16 protein-coding genes are annotated in these 17,344 nt (G+C 37.8%); 10 read left to right on the top strand and 6 right to left on the bottom strand.

Features of this window, described 5'->3' with window-relative positions; genetic code table 11:
* Positions 1 to 15: 15 nt before the first annotated feature.
* The 3 genes from AXA65_RS13900 to tsf form a co-directional block, all read right to left on the bottom strand.
* Positions 16 to 4,326 carry a T9SS type B sorting domain-containing protein gene (locus AXA65_RS13900; RefSeq protein WP_086048208.1) on the bottom strand — a complete coding sequence of 1,437 codons (4,311 nt, stop codon included), beginning with the start codon at positions 4,324 to 4,326 and terminating at the stop codon, positions 16 to 18.
* A 62-nt stretch (positions 4,327 to 4,388) separates the two neighbouring features.
* On the bottom strand, positions 4,389 to 6,701 hold the full coding sequence (locus AXA65_RS13895; protein ID WP_063970692.1) for a choice-of-anchor L domain-containing protein: 2,313 nt from the start codon (positions 6,699 to 6,701) through the stop codon (positions 4,389 to 4,391).
* Positions 6,702 to 6,801: 100 nt separating this feature from the next.
* Positions 6,802 to 7,626 (bottom strand): translation elongation factor Ts, encoded by an 825-nt coding sequence (gene tsf, locus AXA65_RS13890; protein WP_063970691.1) that lies wholly within the window; start codon positions 7,624 to 7,626, stop codon positions 6,802 to 6,804.
* 238 nt (positions 7,627 to 7,864) lie between these two features.
* On the opposite strand from tsf, the gene AXA65_RS13885 reads away from it, so the two are divergent.
* From AXA65_RS13885 to AXA65_RS13845, 10 genes are all read left to right on the top strand, one after another.
* Positions 7,865 to 8,434 (top strand): DUF6759 domain-containing protein, encoded by a 570-nt coding sequence (locus AXA65_RS13885; RefSeq protein ID WP_063970690.1) that lies wholly within the window; start codon positions 7,865 to 7,867, stop codon positions 8,432 to 8,434.
* Between the two features lie 36 nt (positions 8,435 to 8,470).
* Positions 8,471 to 9,229, top strand: coding sequence for a hypothetical protein (locus AXA65_RS13880; RefSeq protein ID WP_131797825.1), 759 nt, complete (start codon positions 8,471 to 8,473; stop codon positions 9,227 to 9,229).
* A gap of 73 nt (positions 9,230 to 9,302) precedes the next feature.
* The gene (locus AXA65_RS13875; protein WP_063970689.1) at positions 9,303 to 9,917 is read left to right on the top strand and encodes a deoxynucleoside kinase; all 615 of its coding nucleotides are present in this window, start codon (positions 9,303 to 9,305) and stop codon (positions 9,915 to 9,917) included.
* Positions 9,918 to 9,993: 76 nt separating this feature from the next.
* Positions 9,994 to 10,344: an arsenate reductase family protein gene (locus AXA65_RS13870; protein ID WP_063970688.1), complete on the top strand. Its 351-nt coding sequence runs from the start codon at positions 9,994 to 9,996 to the stop codon at positions 10,342 to 10,344.
* A 156-nt stretch (positions 10,345 to 10,500) separates the two neighbouring features.
* Positions 10,501 to 10,749, top strand: a complete 249-nt coding sequence (rpmB, locus tag AXA65_RS13865; protein ID WP_028123136.1) for a 50S ribosomal protein L28 — start codon at positions 10,501 to 10,503, stop codon at positions 10,747 to 10,749.
* Positions 10,749 to 10,931, top strand: coding sequence for a 50S ribosomal protein L33 (rpmG, locus tag AXA65_RS13860; protein WP_028123137.1), 183 nt, complete (start codon positions 10,749 to 10,751; stop codon positions 10,929 to 10,931). The genes rpmB and rpmG overlap by 1 nt, the downstream gene beginning before the upstream one ends.
* Before the next feature lie 19 nt (positions 10,932 to 10,950).
* Positions 10,951 to 11,106, top strand: a complete 156-nt coding sequence (locus AXA65_RS19375) for a DUF4295 family protein (protein ID WP_064506456.1) — start codon at positions 10,951 to 10,953, stop codon at positions 11,104 to 11,106.
* A gap of 111 nt (positions 11,107 to 11,217) precedes the next feature.
* Positions 11,218 to 12,171 (top strand): signal recognition particle-docking protein FtsY, encoded by a 954-nt coding sequence (ftsY, locus tag AXA65_RS13855; protein ID WP_063970687.1) that lies wholly within the window; start codon positions 11,218 to 11,220, stop codon positions 12,169 to 12,171.
* 35 nt (positions 12,172 to 12,206) lie between these two features.
* Positions 12,207 to 12,458 carry a GlsB/YeaQ/YmgE family stress response membrane protein gene (locus AXA65_RS13850; protein WP_034966230.1) on the top strand — a complete coding sequence of 84 codons (252 nt, stop codon included), beginning with the start codon at positions 12,207 to 12,209 and terminating at the stop codon, positions 12,456 to 12,458.
* A gap of 124 nt (positions 12,459 to 12,582) precedes the next feature.
* On the top strand, positions 12,583 to 15,480 hold the full coding sequence (locus AXA65_RS13845) for a reprolysin-like metallopeptidase (protein WP_063970686.1): 2,898 nt from the start codon (positions 12,583 to 12,585) through the stop codon (positions 15,478 to 15,480).
* A gap of 73 nt (positions 15,481 to 15,553) precedes the next feature.
* On the opposite strand, the gene coaE is transcribed toward AXA65_RS13845, so the two are convergent.
* From coaE to AXA65_RS20235, 3 genes are read right to left on the bottom strand one after another with little or no spacing between them, the layout of a single operon-like run.
* The gene (coaE, locus tag AXA65_RS13840) at positions 15,554 to 16,177 is read right to left on the bottom strand and encodes a dephospho-CoA kinase (protein ID WP_063970685.1); all 624 of its coding nucleotides are present in this window, start codon (positions 16,175 to 16,177) and stop codon (positions 15,554 to 15,556) included.
* 7 nt (positions 16,178 to 16,184) lie between these two features.
* Complete coding sequence (locus AXA65_RS13835; protein ID WP_063970684.1) at positions 16,185 to 17,051, bottom strand: MBL fold metallo-hydrolase; 867 nt, start codon at positions 17,049 to 17,051, stop codon at positions 16,185 to 16,187.
* 27 nt (positions 17,052 to 17,078) lie between these two features.
* The gene (locus AXA65_RS20235; RefSeq protein WP_228391686.1) at positions 17,079 to 17,336 is read right to left on the bottom strand and encodes a hypothetical protein; all 258 of its coding nucleotides are present in this window, start codon (positions 17,334 to 17,336) and stop codon (positions 17,079 to 17,081) included.
* Between the last annotated feature and the right edge of the window lie 8 nt (positions 17,337 to 17,344).

Below are 17,344 nucleotides of genomic sequence, written 5' to 3'. Positions count from 1 at the left end.
CTAAAAATCGATGATCTAGTCAGAATTTCTATTTTTCAGGAGGATCCAACCGGTGTTCTTCACTGGTGGCGAATTGTCAAAATCCTGCCACTCCAGATTGAACCAATAGCTGGAAGTTGGTAATACTTTCCCGTTCTGTTTGCCATCCCAGGTATAATTATTCTTGGTATCGCCTTCAAAAAGTAGCCTGCCTGCTCTATCGATGATCTGGAACTTCACATTCTTTTTATATTTCAAGAGTGACATATCCAAGACATCATTCACGCCATCTCCATTAGGTGTGATCAAATTGTAGATCTCTATGACAGAGAATTCTTTTTCCACGGGGTCACAATCATCCGCAGAGATCACATAGGCCTTGTGCAATCCTGGAGAAACATTGGTAAAAGTATTAGAAGCTTGGTAACTACCTCCATCTATCGCATATTGGTAAGGTTGTTTGCCACCTTTTGCAGTGATCTTCACCGTACCGCCGTTGATCTCTATACCTTCTATGGTAGGCAACTCTGCAGCTTTGATCTCTACGCTCTGTTTGTAAGGGCAATCATTTGGAATGTCTCCTTTTAAGATCACATAATATTTACCGACAGGCAGTCCAGAAATACTATGAAAATTAGGACCTATCACTCCGGACTCTCCTTCTTTGTACCATTCGTATGAAGTAAAACCAGGACCTGCATCCAAATCGGTTGTCTCATCAGGGCAAATAGTTTTATCCTTCAATATATCTGATTTCTTTGGAACTTTTATTTTGACCGTCAATTCTGCCAAAGCTGGACAACCTATAGTAGTGCTTGAAATACGAACATGCAATAGTTGCTGGTCATTGACCTGAACCTCATCTATACTATTAGTGGCGTTAGGATTTTGGGCATCAGATTTTTTCACAAAAAACTTAACGGTTGCAGTAGCATCATTTGTAAAGAAAGATCTGTATTTCGTATTAAGATCCTTGACCAAGAATTTGCCATCCAGGTCATCATCACATTCTTCTGTGGTTTGTAATGTATTGATAAGCGAAATCTTGCTTCCTATTTTGAAATCTATAAATCCTGCTACATCGTTACAATATGCAGATCTCACTTTTACGTACACTCTTGTGTCTACTTTATAAGTAAAATCATCGCCAGTGATCAGCTGGGTGTAAGCTGAGTCCTTGTAATATTCTACTTTGAGGTCTGGATGTGGGTTTTGCAAAATCACTGGCGTTACCTGAGTTGAGAATTTTATTTTGATCTCGTCATCAAAATCCTCGTCACAGAATGTCGCATTTAATTTAGAAATATCCAGGATTGCTTTCGGGGAACCTAAGATCTCGAAATTCTGTTTGTACTCGCAACCGTTTGTTGAAGTTAGAATTACATAGTATTTTCCCGGACCCAATGTTTGAGTTCTAGTTTTTGGGAATACTTTTGTCAAGTCACTTTCATCAAACCATTCCCATGTTTGATGTTTATCTCCAGCATCGATGATTGTTGTAGAACCTTCACAAATGATTTTTGGCGATGTTGGCAACGTTGTAGAAGCAAATCCTTTTGTATATTCTAAAGTCAATGTTCCAACATTAGGACAACTGGTTCCATTTTCGAAACGGTAATGATAAATTTTGTTCCCTAAACCTGTCAATGTAACTTTATCACCAGGAAGCGCATTTTTGTCTTCCTGAGCTTCAGCTAATGAAAGATAAAACTTGGGCTGGATTGCCATATCAGCCGAGTTAAGGAATAGATATTTGTAATCATTAAGGTGAATAGTATGGGAATCATCAAGATCTGGATCGCAGAATTTATCGTTTGCAGTTGTTGTAATCAAGGGTAACCTAGCGCCTACTTTGAAAGTGATTGGAAATGAATCTTTTGGGCATCCGTCTGGCGAAATGACTTCCATCTGAACCACTGTATCTGCAGAATAAGTCCAGCCATTATTCAGCTGAGTACCATTAAGATAGAACTTGACATTAGTAAAATAAGCTGAATCCTTGAGTAATGCCGCTTTTACCAGTTCGAAATCTTGTACTAAGACACCTTTATAATCAAGGTCACAACCTTCATAATCGGATGACAACAACTCTGCTTTCGGATTGAATTTGAGTTCTATCTTAACTGTTTTTTTACAAGTTGCGTTGCTCAATCTCAGATAGACAAAGCCTTCCGTACCATTATAATTCGCAAGATCCGCTGTAGGAATCGTATTGTTGCCTGTATCATTGTCAGCATCATTCTGCTTTGAGTAAAATACTTTGCTGGTTACAGAAGCGTCTGTAGTCACATTGGCTTTTGTAAGATCGAATGAGCCATTGGTCGCATCTATTTTGCAACCTTTCACAACATCATCGTTGGCTATGATATTATTCAAATTGATTTGGACACGTACTTCTTCTGTCTCTGGTGTTGATGAATCACCAGTAATTTTATATCTGAAATAATCTGTACCCGTAACTCCTGGATTGGGAACATAACTGATGGTTTTTGCAACATTGTCAATTACCAATTGTCCTTTGGAAGGATTGGCTGGATTAGCCGGGTCAATAACAGGTTCGATAGTTTTTACGCTTTGGGAACTAAGTGTAAATTTTACTGAAATCGGGGATAATGTATCACAAATACTATAGGTCTCAGAAGTGTAATTTACACAACTTAGAAATTTGAATTCATCTGTTTCAACTTCTGCACAAGAACCCTGTTGTACTTTGGCTTTATAATAACCAGCATGCTGAGGCTTGAAGACATTCTGAGTCTCACTTGTAATTTGTTCATAGACACCTGTTACTTGATTTTTCTCATACCATTTATAGGAATTGAAACCTTCAGTAATTTCCAATACTACATTACCGACACATTCTCCTTCCTTTTTTATAATTGCAGGTATAAAAGAGAACCCAGCAAAATAACCACCATAACCCACGGCATCATTACCTGCTGAAATTCCAGCTGTAACGGCAGCTGATGAAAAAATTGCAACGTTTCCGCTTATATCAGGAATAGAGTACGTAACCCAATCGGTCGTACCAGTTACCGGAAAAGGACCATAGCTAGGGTCTAGCGGTATTGATGTTCCATTTTTTTTCACATCCAATATTGTAAGAGATTGCACACCACTTACAACAGTATATTTTTCTGTAATGATATTAAGTTTGGTTGGCACCTCAAGCTGACCTCCTGATTGTGCAAAGTTGTTTGAATTAAATCTATTTTCATTGATCCTACCAATTTCATCTATTTTCTTAGGAAGATAACAGCTAAGTGGCGGTATATAATTGAATCCACCAGTTGCAATCATCGAACTGCCGGCGTCCCCTGCCAAAACCTGATAGACATATACACTCTCCGTGGTTTTGATATGCATGTTGTAGTGATCAGTTCCCTGAAGTTGGTAAGCATTGTCATCAGTTTCGTAATATTGGCCTGTATTGATAGTCGCTGCTGGCAAAGAAGATCCATTCAGATAAATTTTTGTTCCATCCTTAACAGCTACGATGATGGCTTTTTCCATTCCAGATGTCGTATCTCCATTTCCTTTCATCAAAACAAATTCCTGACCCAGCTTATCAACAGGAACACCTTGATCCATTAGGATATCCGTACTATTATTTTCCGTCTCGATATATTGTCCATTGAAGTTCCCATTTGTAATATTTATCGGTTTATCCGCAATGATCTTTGCACCTATGAACGCATCCATGTTTAAATCCTTGTAAGAACGTCCTTCGATGATGTAGGATTGTCCTCTGTCCAAAGTAAATGTGAAACTATTTCCCGACAGTCCTGGAGGAGTTTGAGAAAAAACAGTTGTGCTTTTGAAATCACTAACTGTAACGGTTGTTCCATTCTCAGTAGCAATCACACTGGTCATAAAATTGGTATTTGTATTACCAGTCACATCATTTTTCCTTACTGGTGGCATAATTGCACGAAATTCTTTCCCAAGACTCGCATTACCTTTAGACGTTAAGATCTCACCATGATTTAAAGAGGAAAATCTAAAACTTGCATAAAACTGTTTATCGCCTTTGAGATAATAGCCTTTGCTTACCGACTTGAAGAGATCAACTGTGTTTGATGTGATAATCTGACCTCTTTGTGTTGTGGGGATAACGTAAACACCTGGACTGTTCTTACCCACCATCACCGACCCTACGACGATATTGTTATTATAAATGTCGACTTTAAAAGGTACGGTCTCACTCGTTGACATGTAGATACTCTGATAGTTATTAGTGTTCCTAACCCTATCAAACATCGGAGCAAACCAATGCTCAGTGTCCAGCTGTGCAAATATATTATTGGAAAAAGTAAAAAGTATAAGTAATAGTAGAATTTTCTTCATCGTAATAGCCGGTTCAATATATTACAAATGTAGAAAAAAGGATTTTATTGCTTAAAACTTGTTTAATTTCGATTCTTCAGTAGGATCCAGCCGTTTTGTTGCACTCTTTGCGGGTTTCCGGTTTCATTCCATTCCAAGATGTACCAATAGGAAGAAGTCGGTAAAGTTTTACCACTGAAGCTTCCGTTCCAGATGAAACGGTTGCTTGTATCGCCTTTGAAGATCAAAATGCCAAAACGGTCATAGATTTCGAATTTAGGTTCTAATTTCTTCAATAATGAAGAATAATCGATGACATCATTTACCCCATCACCATTTGGTGTAATGATGTTTAGGGAATTGATCAATGTAAATTGTTGTGCAATCACTGTGCATCCGTCTCCTCCTTTTACATAAACAGTATGAGAACCCAATTCAACATTGGTGAAGATATTGGAACTTTGATAAGTCCCACTGTCTAAAGCAAATTCATAAGGCAAAGTTCCTCCAGAAACCAATACGGTGGCTGTAGTTCCTTCGATCAAAATATTATCGATCATGGGTTCTTCTGCTTCGGTTATTTTCACAAATTGCTGATAAACGCAGTCGTTATAAGTCAGTTTCACCCAATAATCTCCCGCTGGAACATCCTCGATTTCATTTTCAAATTGTCCTTTCACGCCATTGCTCCATTCATAAAACTGAAAGCCTGACCCAGCATCCAGATCAACCGTTGCACCTTTACAGATGACGGTTTTCATATTTTTAAGAACTGTAGATTCTTGGGGTTGTTTGAATTTGAAGGTAATCTCTTTATAACTGGGACAGAATTTTGCTTTTTCTATTCTGATGAAAAATTTCGCATCTGCACTGATGGTTTGGGAATTTGATATGGTTGAATTCCCTCCAAGCTTCGCCTTAGATTCGTCATCAAAATAAGTTGCTGTCACATCGGTCTCATCTGTAATAACTTCAACATAGTCTGATAAATTAAAAGTCTGATTTCCGCTAATATCATCATCACAAATATCAATTTCCTGAACTGTATTGAATTTCAATTGGGTTCCAAAATAAAATTGGATAGGATAAATATCAGGTATGCATGTTTTAGCCCCAACAGAAAGATATAAGGTCTGCGGATCGCTGCTGAAAATAAAATCTGAATCCGGATCGATAGCTGCTCCACCTGGGGTTAACGAATAAAAACGATCAAACACATTCTCATCATAATCCCGAATGATCTGGCTATCGAACTGCGAGAGTTTTGCAGTGAAACTACCATTAAAATCATTATCACAAATCATAATGGGTGTAGTACTGATTTGCGCAACTGGTGCGTCTTCTATTCTTAAATTACCTTCCAATTTGCACCCGCTACTGAGAACAATATCTACCCGGTAATCGCCTTCCTGGGTTGCTCTGTATGTATCAATATCATCAGTACCAGGAATTGGAATCCCGTTTCGGAACCATCTGTAAGAAGTTGCTCCGGAAACTGTTGTGATATCATGGTAACTGCCTGCACAAAGGGGGTCTGAATTCTCCAACGTTAGATCAGGACCAAGATCTATATTTCCTGTAAAACTACCTGCTTTCAAAAAGACACCAGAATCATACAATCCATTTCCCTGATCTGCAATTACTAATTTGATATGGTATTTCTGTCCAGGAACCACTTCTGTTTTAGCACTAAGAATTGCGGTTTGACCATTAAAACTAACAGGACTATAATTTGGATTGTAATGTCCAAAATAATTTTCATTGATTGGAGAACATTTTCCTCCAGCTCCTCTAACATTGTTTGACGTTATAGGCGTTTGGGACCCTGGAATGACAGCAATATTCTGATAATCCGGATCACCAACTTTTTTTATGAGAAATGCGAAACCATCCGTATAGCCGCAAGTGCCAGGATCAGACAGTCTCAGATACTGCTCTGAAAGAAACATATAATCGAAACTGATTTTATCACTTTGGTTCGAGGTAAAATCAAATTCTAAGATGGTCGCATTGGTAGTATTGCTAATATTCGCACCTCTTTCCAAATCAGGATCTCCGCCCCAGGTAAAAGCGGTAGCGCTTTGAATCCAAGGAAAAGAACCAACAGCTTCCGAAACTCTACCACTAGACAAAACAATACCTTCTTCAACCTCAAATGCACTACCATTTCTATTGAAGTATCCATAACTCAAATCACCGCCTCCAAAATCCCATCCAGTTACGGTCACATTATCTACCGTGATGCAACTTGCATTTTGGGATCCAATAAAGATATCCTTTACCAATTGATCTGCAGTGTAATTTGTATCTACACTAATATATTGAGCCTTCGCATAATTACTGAAAATTATGCTCAGAACGTAAAATAGAAATTGGAAAGATGTAGAGAATTTCATTCAACAAAATATGGAGTGCAAATTTACTTCTAAATATAATAACAAAAAATCCCACTATAAAAATATAGCGGGATCTGATTTTATTTGTTTTGAATCTTAATTAAGAAAGAGCAACTCTTACGAATCCTGTTACTTTAAGATCTCCGTTTACAGACTTCACATAGTCAGCAACACTGATTCCAGCATCTTTGATGAAAGACTGGTGTACCAAAGTATTGTCTTTGTAGAATCTCTGCATTTTACCTTTCAAGATATTATCGATGATGTTTGCAGGTTTCCCTTCTTTTGTCAACAATTCTCTTTCGATCTCCAATTCTTTGTCAATTGTTTCCTGAGAAACCTGAGTCTCGTCAAGCGCAATTGGGTTCATTGCAGCAACTTGCATAGAAACAGATTTTGCAGCTTCGTCAGCTCCGTCTACTTTTGCAGAAAGAGAAGTGATAGAAGCAATTTTGTTTCCAGCGTGGATGTAAGCACCTAAGAACGCACCTTGAATACTTTCAAAAGCACCGATCTCGATCTTTTCTCCGATGATTCCAGTTTGCTCTATCAATTTTTCAGCAACAGATTGTCCGTGGAAGTCAGAAGCCAAAAACTCTTCTTTGTTAGAATATGCAACAGCTTGCTCAGCCAATTCGTAAGCCAATTCTACGAAAGCATCATTCTTAGCTACGAAGTCAGTCTCACAGTTAAGAGAGATGATAGCTCCCAATGTGTTGTCTTGGTTTACTCTTGCGATCACAGCACCTTCAGAAGAATCTCTGTCCGCTCTGTTTGCAGCCACTTTTTGACCTTTTTTTCTAAGGATGTCGATTGCTTTTTCGAAATCTCCTTCAGCTTCTGTAAGAGCTTTCTTGCAATCCATCATTCCTGCACCTGTGGTGTTTCTTAGTTTTGCTACATCTGCAGCTACTGGTGTATACATAATGAAATTATTTTTTTTATTATTTGTTTTGATTTTACGCTTTCACGTTTTTCAGCGTGCAAATATAGTGATTTTTATAAAAAAATAACGCACATTCTTATTCTTAATAAAATAGGACCACAACATTATTTTTTAAGATCAATTGATGAACTAATTATTTAATTATCTTAATTTTCTAATCATTTCACAAGATTTAATTTACTTTTACGTTTCAAATTGAATCAGATATTATATTATAATGAAGAAGATATTTTTACTTTTATTTTTCACGATCGGGATTTCTGCATTTTCGCAAAGCGTTTTCGAGGCTAAGCAAACAACGGACAGAGCTGTTGTTGAAAAATTCATCCGGGACAACCCCAAACATCCTGCGGTCCCAGAACTTAAGAAAAGAGCAATGACCCTCAGATATGGTGGATCATCCTCATCATCGTCAACAGTTGCAAAGCCAGCCATCACACAGATGACGGAAAAGAAGATCGAAAGAACATCCAAAGTTGGGACTACAGCCACAAAAGGAGAACCATCGGAACAGGCAAAGAATACGGCAAGAATGCTAACAAGTCTTTTTAACAATAACCCCAATAAAAAAGAAGCGATCATACAGTTTGTAAACAAATCCAAATGTATCCTCGTCATCAAAATAAGTGGTAAAAAATTCTATAACCTTACCGTTCCCGCCAATGGACAAAATTACATCTTGGTGGACAAAGGGAATTACGCTGTTACAACATCTATCTGTGATGCGGCCTACAATCAGAACAAAGCCTTCACAAGAGATGTAATCATCACACTCAAAGGTGGATAGATCACACAGAATCGACCATTGATCAAACAAAGTCTATTGAAATTATTTTCACTCATATTAATACTAAGTTCAAGCCTATTTTTTTCTCAGAAGAAAATAGGCTTGGATTCTTTGAACACCAAAGATGTGCAGGAATTGTTTGGCGATGATTATGGCAGTATCTATCTTTATAAGAACAAGGATCTAAGTTTTACAAAATATGATTCACTCGGAAATCGACTTGGAAAGCTGATGTTGACATTTCCCTACAAGATTCAAAGTGTGAATAATCCGCTCAACATTGTAATGTTCTCCGAAAATGCTCAGGAGATCAAATTCTTCGACCAAAATCTGAACGAGATCCAAAAGATCAATCTAAGTATGAATTTCGGTTTTATAAAAGCAGTTTACGCCGAGGACCTTCAATTTGCGTGGATGATAGATGAAAGCAACAAGACCTTGATTCAATACAATTTCCGAAGCACTTCTACGATCAGTTCTTTTCCTTTTAATATCAATCTGCAATCGCTGAAGGATTTTCTGGTCTATAATAACAAGGTGTACATCCTTCGTGAAAATACCTTTGAAGTTTACAGCACAAAAGCGACACTTCTCTACTCCGCTCCCATTTTAAATGCGAGAAAACTGCGAAGGACCAACAATGACATCCTGATCTTCGGAAGTCAGACCGTTCATCAATTTGATGGAAAAGACCTGTCTGAGATCTTCAAAAACGAAAGCGCAAAAATTGTGGATAAAAATAACGCCGGATTTTTGGCTGTCATAAAAGACAAGCTTTATCTTTACACCAAATAAATGATAATCGATAAGTCATAAATGATTTTAAAATTATCATTCATCAATTATAACTTATCAATTATATTAAAGAATGCATATTGCTGTTACAGGAAATATTGGAGCCGGGAAAACTACGCTTACAACAATGTTGTCAAAACATTACAATTGGGAAGCACAGTTTGAAGATGTAGATCACAACCCTTATTTGGATGATTTTTATGGCGATATGTCAAAATGGAGTTTTGCACTTCAGATCTACTTTTTGGGCAGTAGATTCCGACAGGTAAAAGAGATTCGCGAGAGTGGAAAAAACGTGATCCAAGACAGAACGATATACGAAGACGCACACATTTTTGCTGAAAACCTGGCTGAGATGAATCTCCTTTCCGAGCGTGATTTTAAGAATTATTTATCCGTTTTCATCTTGATGAAGGACTTTGTTTCGGCACCGGATTTGCTAATCTACCTAAGAGCAGACGTTCCGACTTTGGTTAAACAGATCTCCAAAAGAGGACGAGAATATGAAGCCGGGATCAGTATTGATTATCTGTCCAAACTGAACAACAAATACCAAAGCTGGATAGAAAATTACAAGGAAGGGAAGCTTCTCATCATAGATGTGGACAACTTGGATTTTGTAGAAAGACCGGAAGATTTCGGGTACATATTAGAAAGAATCGATGCAGAGTTGAACGGTTTGTTTTAGATTATTTTTTGGCGAAATAATTTAGCAAATCTGAAAAATTACAATCGCCAAAGTTTTAATTGAAAGCATCACTGTTATGATAAAAGTAATCCACAACAACAGCTGTCCGAAATCCAAAGCCATTTTGGAATATCTGGACGAGAATGACATCAAATTCCAGATCATTGATATCAAGAAAGACCCACTCAGCCTTTTTGAGCTGCGAACACTTTTCAAAAAACTGAATAAGAATCCAAGCAGGATACTGAGACATTCCAAAGAACTTTATAAAAAATATTTCTCGGAATCAGAATCTGTGAATGATGAACAAGCATTGGAAGTTATCGCTTTGAACCCTGAATTGATACAATGCCCTATCCTTATCAAAGGAAAGGTGGCAATGTCAGGAAACCCGTTGGAAAACGTAAAATTCTTTATAGAAAACTAGATTGCACTATATATACAGGAACGAACGTGGAATATTAATTATCAAATATTTCACGTTCGTTTTTTTATGAATTATTTTTAAAATAATTTGCCTATCCGGAAAATAATCCTTTATTTTGCACTCTCAAATATTCATTAGTCAAAAGAACATCGAGATATGTCAAGAATTTGCCAAATAACAGGTAAGCGTGCAATGGTAGGAAACAATGTTTCCCACGCTAATAACAAAACGAAAAGACGTTTTGAAATTAATTTACTAGAGAAGAAATTTTTTCTTCCTGAGCAAGATAAATCAGTAACCCTGAAAGTTTCTGCACACGGATTGAGAATCATCAATAAGATTGGTATCGAGGAGGCGCTTGAAAGAGCAGCTAGAAATGGATTTATTAAAAACACTACTAAGTAATGGCTAAAAAAGGTAACAGAGTTCAGGTAATTCTAGAATGTACTGAGCACAGAGAAAGTGGCGTAGCAGGAATGTCAAGATACATTACTACAAAAAATAAAAAGAACACTACAGAGAGATTGGAGCTTAAAAAATTCAATCCGGTTCTTAAGAAATATACTGTTCACAAAGAGATTAAGTAATCTATAAAAATATTTTACAATGGCAAAAAAAGTAGTAGCAACGCTTCAAGGTGGTGCTGGATCAAAAAAAATGACCAAAGTTATCAAAATGGTGAAGTCTTCTAAATCTGAAGCTTACGTTTTTGAAGAAAAAGTAATGAACGCTGACGAAGTTGAAGCTTATCTTAAAAAATAATCTCTCAACCGGATACAATATAGAAAACTACTCTTTTTAAGGGTAGTTTTTTTGTTATATTTGTTTCCGGTAAAATCATTTATCGATCATCATTAATCATTTATATATCAAATGAGTTGGTTCAAAAAAATATTCAAAAAAGAAGATAAGGAAACACTTGACAAAGGATTGGAAAAATCCAGCCAAGGTTTTTTTGACAAAATATCCAGAGCTGTTGTCGGGAAAAATACAGTTGATGATGAAGTCCTTGATAATCTGGAGGAAGTTCTTATCGCATCCGACGTTGGCGCAGAAACCACTATCAAGATCATCAAAAGAATCGAGGAGCGCGTTGCAAGAGACAAGTATGTCAACGTAAGCGAACTGGATGAGATCCTTAAAGAAGAGATCTCTGCACTTTTATTAGATAATCCGCATCTTGATACCGATAACATCGATACAAGCAAAAAACCATACGTCATAATGGTTGTAGGCGTCAACGGTGTTGGAAAAACGACTACGATCGGGAAATTGGCTCATCAATTCAAATCTCAAGGATTAAAAGTGGTTCTTGGAGCTGCAGACACTTTCCGTGCTGCTGCTGTTGATCAATTGGTGATCTGGAGCGAGCGTGTTGGCGTTCCAATCGTGAAACAGGACATGGGTTCTGACCCTGCTTCTGTGGCATTTGATACTGTTCAATCTGCGGTTGCTCAGGATGCCGATGTAGTGATCATCGATACAGCTGGAAGACTTCACAACAAAGTGAATTTGATGAATGAACTTTCAAAGATAAAACGCGTGATGCAAAAAGTTTTACCAGATGCGCCACACGAGGTTTTATTGGTTTTAGATGGTTCGACTGGTCAAAACGCTTTTGAACAGGCCAAACAATTTACTGCCGCCACAGAAGTTACTGCACTGGCAGTTACAAAGTTAGACGGAACAGCGAAAGGTGGCGTTGTCATAGGGATTTCCGATCAATTCCAAATTCCTGTAAAATATATTGGCGTAGGAGAAAAAATGCAGGATCTTCAGATTTTTAATGGTATGGAATTTGTAAACTCATTCTTTAGAAAGAGATAAACAAATCACACTATTAACATTAAAAAATTTAAACTATGGGTATTTTAACATGGATTATTTTCGGTCTTATCGCCGGAGCAATCGCAAAAGCAATTCATCCCGGGAACGATCCTGGAGGCTGGGTAGTAACAATTATTATTGGTATTTTAGGAGCAATGCTTGGAGGCTGGTTAGGATCTATGCTTTTGGGTGTAGATGTTTCAGGATTCAATTTCTCTAGCTTTTTAGTAGCAATCGGAGGTTCTGTTTTACTACTTTTCCTATACAGGATGGTCACAAACAAATAATTGTTGAAATAATCAATTTACATCAATTGCACAATATTTTTAAAAATGCGTTAGATTTTCTAACGCATTTTTGCTTTATTCTAATAAAAAACTATTATATTTGAATTAAAATTAAATTAAAAGTATGAAGAAAATCTTTACTACTCTACTTTCTTTCGGAATGATAACCGGTGCTTTTGCACAATGGAGCAAAACTTCCATGAAAGGAGAAAACCTACGTCAAAACGGATCAACAAGTTTCTACTCTGTTGATGTGAATGCAATCCGTGCACAGCTGGCAACTGCTCAGCCTACCGGGAAAAACAGCAAGCCTGTAATCATTAATGTACCAACTCTGGAAGGTAAAATTGAAAAATTTGCAGTTTACAGCCTCCCTGTTGTTGTACAATCTTTGGCAGATAAATACCAACTGGGATCTTATGTTGGAACCGGTATTGATGATCCGGAAAAGTACATCCGGTTTTCTGTAGCTCCAAATGATTTCCAATCTATGATCATCAAGAATGGTGTTTCCGAGTTCATTGAACCACAGAACAAAGACAAATCTGTCTACGCTGTTCACCCAAAAACAAACAAGACCTCTGGAGAAAATGGACCATGGCTTTGTGACAGCACAGAGTCATTACTTTCAAAAAAAGAGATTGACAAATTAACAAACGGAAGTACTTTTGCCAATAATTCAAAAGATTTTTCCAAAGCTTCTGACAGAAAATATAGAACGATGCGTCTAGCCATGTCTGTAAATGGAGAATATACAGCTTATCATGGCGGGACCGTTGCAGGTGCACTGACTGCAATCAATGCAACTTTGACTCGTTGTAATGGTGTATTTGAAAATGATTTTGGATTACACCTAATTCTACAGGATTTCCCTTCCGTCATTTATACCGATGCCACCACGGATCCTTATAGCAATACACTTAATGCATGGAATCAGCAATTGCAGACAACACTAACTACCAATGTTGGAAATGCTAATTACGATATCGGACATATGTTTGGAGCCTCTGGAGGTGGTGGAAATGCAGGTTGTATTGGCTGTGTCTGCGTTAACCCGACAACAGGAACTCCTCTAGGAAAAGGTGCGGGGATCACATCACCTGCAGACGGAATTCCGCAGGGAGATAATTTCGACATCGATTATGTGGCGCACGAAATGGGTCACCAACTTGGTGGTAATCACACATTCTCCATGGGCATAGAAGGCACTGGACAAAACGTAGAGCCAGGAACCGGATCTACTATCATGGGATACGCAGGTATCGGTGCTGCTTTAGGATATCCTGGATCAGATGTACAGCAACACTCAGATGCTTATTTCCATATTAATAGTATCATTCAGGTTCAAACCAATCTGATTGCTAAGACATGTGACGTTGAAACGCCGGTAGTAAATCAGCCACCGATAGTTGCAGCAATGCCAAACTACACCATTCCAAAAGGAACTCCTTTTGTTTTAACCGCTTCTGCTACAGATCCGGAAAACAATCCTATTACATATACTTGGGAACAAACGGATAATGCATCTTCTGGAAGCTCTACAGTAAACGCAAACAGCACATCAGGCCCATTGTTTAGATCGTGGACAGGAAGCGCTGATTCAGTGAGATATTTCCCTAGACTTTCCACTGTACTTGGTGGTGCCGTGAGCAGTGTTGCAGATTTTGAAAGTGTTTCCAATGTTGCAAGAACTACAAACTTCAAGGTAACCGTTAGAGATAACAATCCTGATAAGATTCAACAGCAAACCCAATATGGAACTCAGGTGATCACTGTTGGTTCTGCGGGTCCATTCAAAGTGATTTCTACAAAGGTTTACAACAATGCTGTAGGTGCATTCACTTGGGATATTGCAGGAACAAATGTTGCGCCTTATAGCGTTTCCAATGTTAAAATAGATTATACAACAGATAATGGCACATCATGGACTGTATTAGCAGCATCCACACCTAACGATGGATCAGAGAACTTTGACTTTGCAGCATTTGCTACCGATTCTGAGATTACAATCAGAGTATCGGCTATTGATAATGTTTTCTATGCTGTTGGTAAAGTGACCGTTTCTGAAATGGCAAATTGTGACGGAACAGCTCCAGCAGGATTGGCAACTTCTGCCATTACACAAACTGGCGCAAGAGTTGACTGGGATGCTATTGCAGACGCAACTTATATCTTAAGATACAAAAAAGCTACAGATACGAACTGGACAGAGGTGAACAACCTTACAACCAATGCTTACACAATTGCAGGATTAACACTTAATACAGCTTACAACTTAAGCGTTGCAGCAATTTGTACTGGAACTGTGGGAACTTATGCTACTGCTGATTTCACAACTGCTGGTATTAACTATTGTACAGCGGGTGCTACATCTACAAGTTTCGAAAAAATATCAAACGTTACTTTTGCAACAATCAATAATAGTTCTACATCCACTTCAGGTTACGAGGATTTCACAACTGTTATTGGAAACATCAGCAAAGGACAAGCTTATCCTTTCTCAGCTACATTTAGCGGAACATCTTATACTGATGATCAGGTTTTGGTATGGATAGATTTCAACCAGGATGGAGATTTTGATGATGCAGGCGAATTAGTCCTAACAACGGCTAAGAAAGTTGCTCCATGGACAGGAAATATTACCATCCCAGCAACTGCTGCAACTGGAAAAACAAGAATGAGAGTAAGACTGCACGATTCTTCTTTAGGTGGAAACACAACATCTTGTGGAACATCTACTTATGGACAAGTGGAAGATTATTCAGTAAACATTGGAGTTTTGGCTGTAAACGATGTTAAGAAAAACAACATTCAGGTTTATCCAAATCCCGCAACTGATGTGATCAACATTTCCAATGTCTCTTCGAAAACCAGGTTTGAAATTTACAACGTTGGTGGTCAATTGGTAAACCAAGGTACAACTGACGGGAAAGTAAATGTTTCTAAACTGACCAAAGGTGTTTACATCTTGACAGTAGAATCTAACGGTGAGAAATCTCAAACCAAATTCATCAAGAATTAGAACTAAGATTTCAATTAAATAAAAAATCCCCGAAAGTCAATTTCGGGGATTTTTGTTTTTTAATTTATAAAGATCAATTAAGTTCCGTGATAAAAATATCAGTTTCAGCTTCCAAATTATCTCTATCAGAATTGTTGTAGATGATGTAATTCGCCAATTTCATTTTATCTTTTTCTGGCATTTGATTTTGCATGACCGTTTCAATTTCTCTGTACGTCTTATTATCACGATCCATTGTTCTTTTAATCCTCAGATTATCATCGGCCGTGACCAAGAGTGATTTGTAACATTGCTCATTCAATTTTAACTCAAACAACAATGCTGTTTCCTTAAAAACAAATTCTGATGTCTGAGCAGCGACCCATTTTTCAAAATCAATTCTGACTGCCGGATGGATCAAATGATTCAGCTGTTCTAATAGTTCAGCATCATTGAAGACTTTCTCAGCAACATATTTCCTGTTGTAAAGTCCATCTGCGTAAGCCTCGGCTCCTAAAAGTGAAATAATCTTTTGCTTAAGTTCAGCATCTATATTGACAATATTCTTTGCCTGATCATCTGAGTAGTAGACCGGAAATCCTTTTTTCTCCAGTAATTTTGCAACGGAAGTCTTTCCAGAACCTATTCCGCCTGTTAACCCAATGATCCTGGGAGGAGGGACATCCTCCTGATTTTGATTTATATCTTGTATTTCCATAATCTATTTAATATCCAAAAACTTCATTAAAACTAAAGGCCTGATCCAGCTTTACGCCTCTTTCCGTCATCTTCAGACTCGCCAATTCGTTGTGTGCATCGTGCTCGAAAAACAAAAGGTAATCATTATCGACGCATTGTTTCAAGAATTTTCCTTTTTCTTCCATGGTCAGCATTGGTCTTGTATCGTAACCCATCACATAAACCTGAGGAATATGACCAGCCGTCGGGATAAGGTCGGCTGCGAAAACAATTGTCTTTTCCTGATACTGCAAAACCGGTAACATCTGCTTTTCTGTATGACCATCGACGAAAATGACGTCCATTTTCAAATCTGGAGCAAATCCATAATTACCAGTGGTTGGCAAAGGTAAGAAGTTAAGTTGTCCACTTTCCTGCATTGGCAGAATGTTTTCTTTCAGGAAACTTGCTTTCTCTCTTGGGTTTGGCTCTGTTGCCCATTGCCAATGGTTTTCGTTGGTCCAAAAGTGCGCATTTTTGAAAGCTGGTCTATAACCAGTTTTGTCATCGTTCCATTCCACTGCACCACCGCAATGGTCAAAGTGGAGATGCGTCAAAAAGACATCTGTAATATCATCCCTCACAAAACCGAATTTTTTCAAATTCTTATCCAAAGAATCATCTCCCCAGAGCGAATAGTGTCCAAAGAACTTTTCGTCTTGTTTGTCTCCAAGCCCACAATCGATGAGGATCAATTTTTTGCCATCTTCTACAAGAAGAGAGCGAGTTCCTAATTCGATAAGGTTTTTTTCGTCAGCTGGATTGGTTTTTTCCCAAAGCGTCTTAGGGACAACCCCAAACATGGCACCACCGTCTAATTTGAATTTCCCGCACTGGATCGGATATAGTTTCATAGTTTTATAATAATTAATAATAAAAAATCACGATCGAAGTTGCCTCATTTTCTCAGCAACTTTCAATGAATTTTCGTTTTTCGATTCCCCTAAATTAAGAATAATTTTTTCAAAATCCTCGTCATTTCTGTTTTGACTTAGTTTATTGGTGATAAAAATCTCCGTTGGAATGATATTGATCCCAAAAGCACCTTTCATTTCTTTCCTAACGAGTTCATCGCCCATATTTTCTACAAACATTGGGCATTTCTGCACGTTTTCATATTTGAACGTCAGCTTTTCCAAATGTTGAT

Source organism: Chryseobacterium sp. FP211-J200 (assembly GCF_001643375.1).
GTDB classification, from domain to species: domain Bacteria; phylum Bacteroidota; class Bacteroidia; order Flavobacteriales; family Weeksellaceae; genus Epilithonimonas; species Epilithonimonas ginsengisoli.
Note: the sequence above shows the minus strand (reverse complement) of the source record. Positions and strands in the feature narration are given on the sequence as shown.

What these genes read in the sequence shown, in the direction of transcription:
- ftsY (WP_063970687.1), top strand. Translation starts at nt 11,218, where the DNA reads ATGAGTTGGTTCAAAAAAATATTCAAAAAAGAAGATAAGGAAACACTT.
- AXA65_RS13850 (WP_034966230.1), top strand. Translation starts at nt 12,207, where the DNA reads ATGGGTATTTTAACATGGATTATTTTCGGTCTTATCGCCGGAGCAATC.
- tsf (WP_063970691.1), bottom strand. Translation starts at nt 7,626, where the DNA reads ATGTATACACCAGTAGCTGCAGATGTAGCAAAACTAAGAAACACCACA.
- AXA65_RS13870 (WP_063970688.1), top strand. Translation starts at nt 9,994, where the DNA reads ATGATAAAAGTAATCCACAACAACAGCTGTCCGAAATCCAAAGCCATT.
- AXA65_RS13900 (WP_086048208.1), bottom strand. Translation starts at nt 4,326, where the DNA reads ATGAAGAAAATTCTACTATTACTTATACTTTTTACTTTTTCCAATAAT.
- coaE (WP_063970685.1), bottom strand. Translation starts at nt 16,177, where the DNA reads ATGGAAATACAAGATATAAATCAAAATCAGGAGGATGTCCCTCCTCCC.
- rpmG (WP_028123137.1), top strand. Translation starts at nt 10,749, where the DNA reads ATGGCTAAAAAAGGTAACAGAGTTCAGGTAATTCTAGAATGTACTGAG.
- AXA65_RS13885 (WP_063970690.1), top strand. Translation starts at nt 7,865, where the DNA reads ATGAAGAAGATATTTTTACTTTTATTTTTCACGATCGGGATTTCTGCA.
- AXA65_RS19375 (WP_064506456.1), top strand. Translation starts at nt 10,951, where the DNA reads ATGGCAAAAAAAGTAGTAGCAACGCTTCAAGGTGGTGCTGGATCAAAA.
- AXA65_RS13835 (WP_063970684.1), bottom strand. Translation starts at nt 17,051, where the DNA reads ATGAAACTATATCCGATCCAGTGCGGGAAATTCAAATTAGACGGTGGT.
- AXA65_RS13845 (WP_063970686.1), top strand. Translation starts at nt 12,583, where the DNA reads ATGAAGAAAATCTTTACTACTCTACTTTCTTTCGGAATGATAACCGGT.
- AXA65_RS13895 (WP_063970692.1), bottom strand. Translation starts at nt 6,701, where the DNA reads ATGAAATTCTCTACATCTTTCCAATTTCTATTTTACGTTCTGAGCATA.
- rpmB (WP_028123136.1), top strand. Translation starts at nt 10,501, where the DNA reads ATGTCAAGAATTTGCCAAATAACAGGTAAGCGTGCAATGGTAGGAAAC.
- AXA65_RS13875 (WP_063970689.1), top strand. Translation starts at nt 9,303, where the DNA reads ATGCATATTGCTGTTACAGGAAATATTGGAGCCGGGAAAACTACGCTT.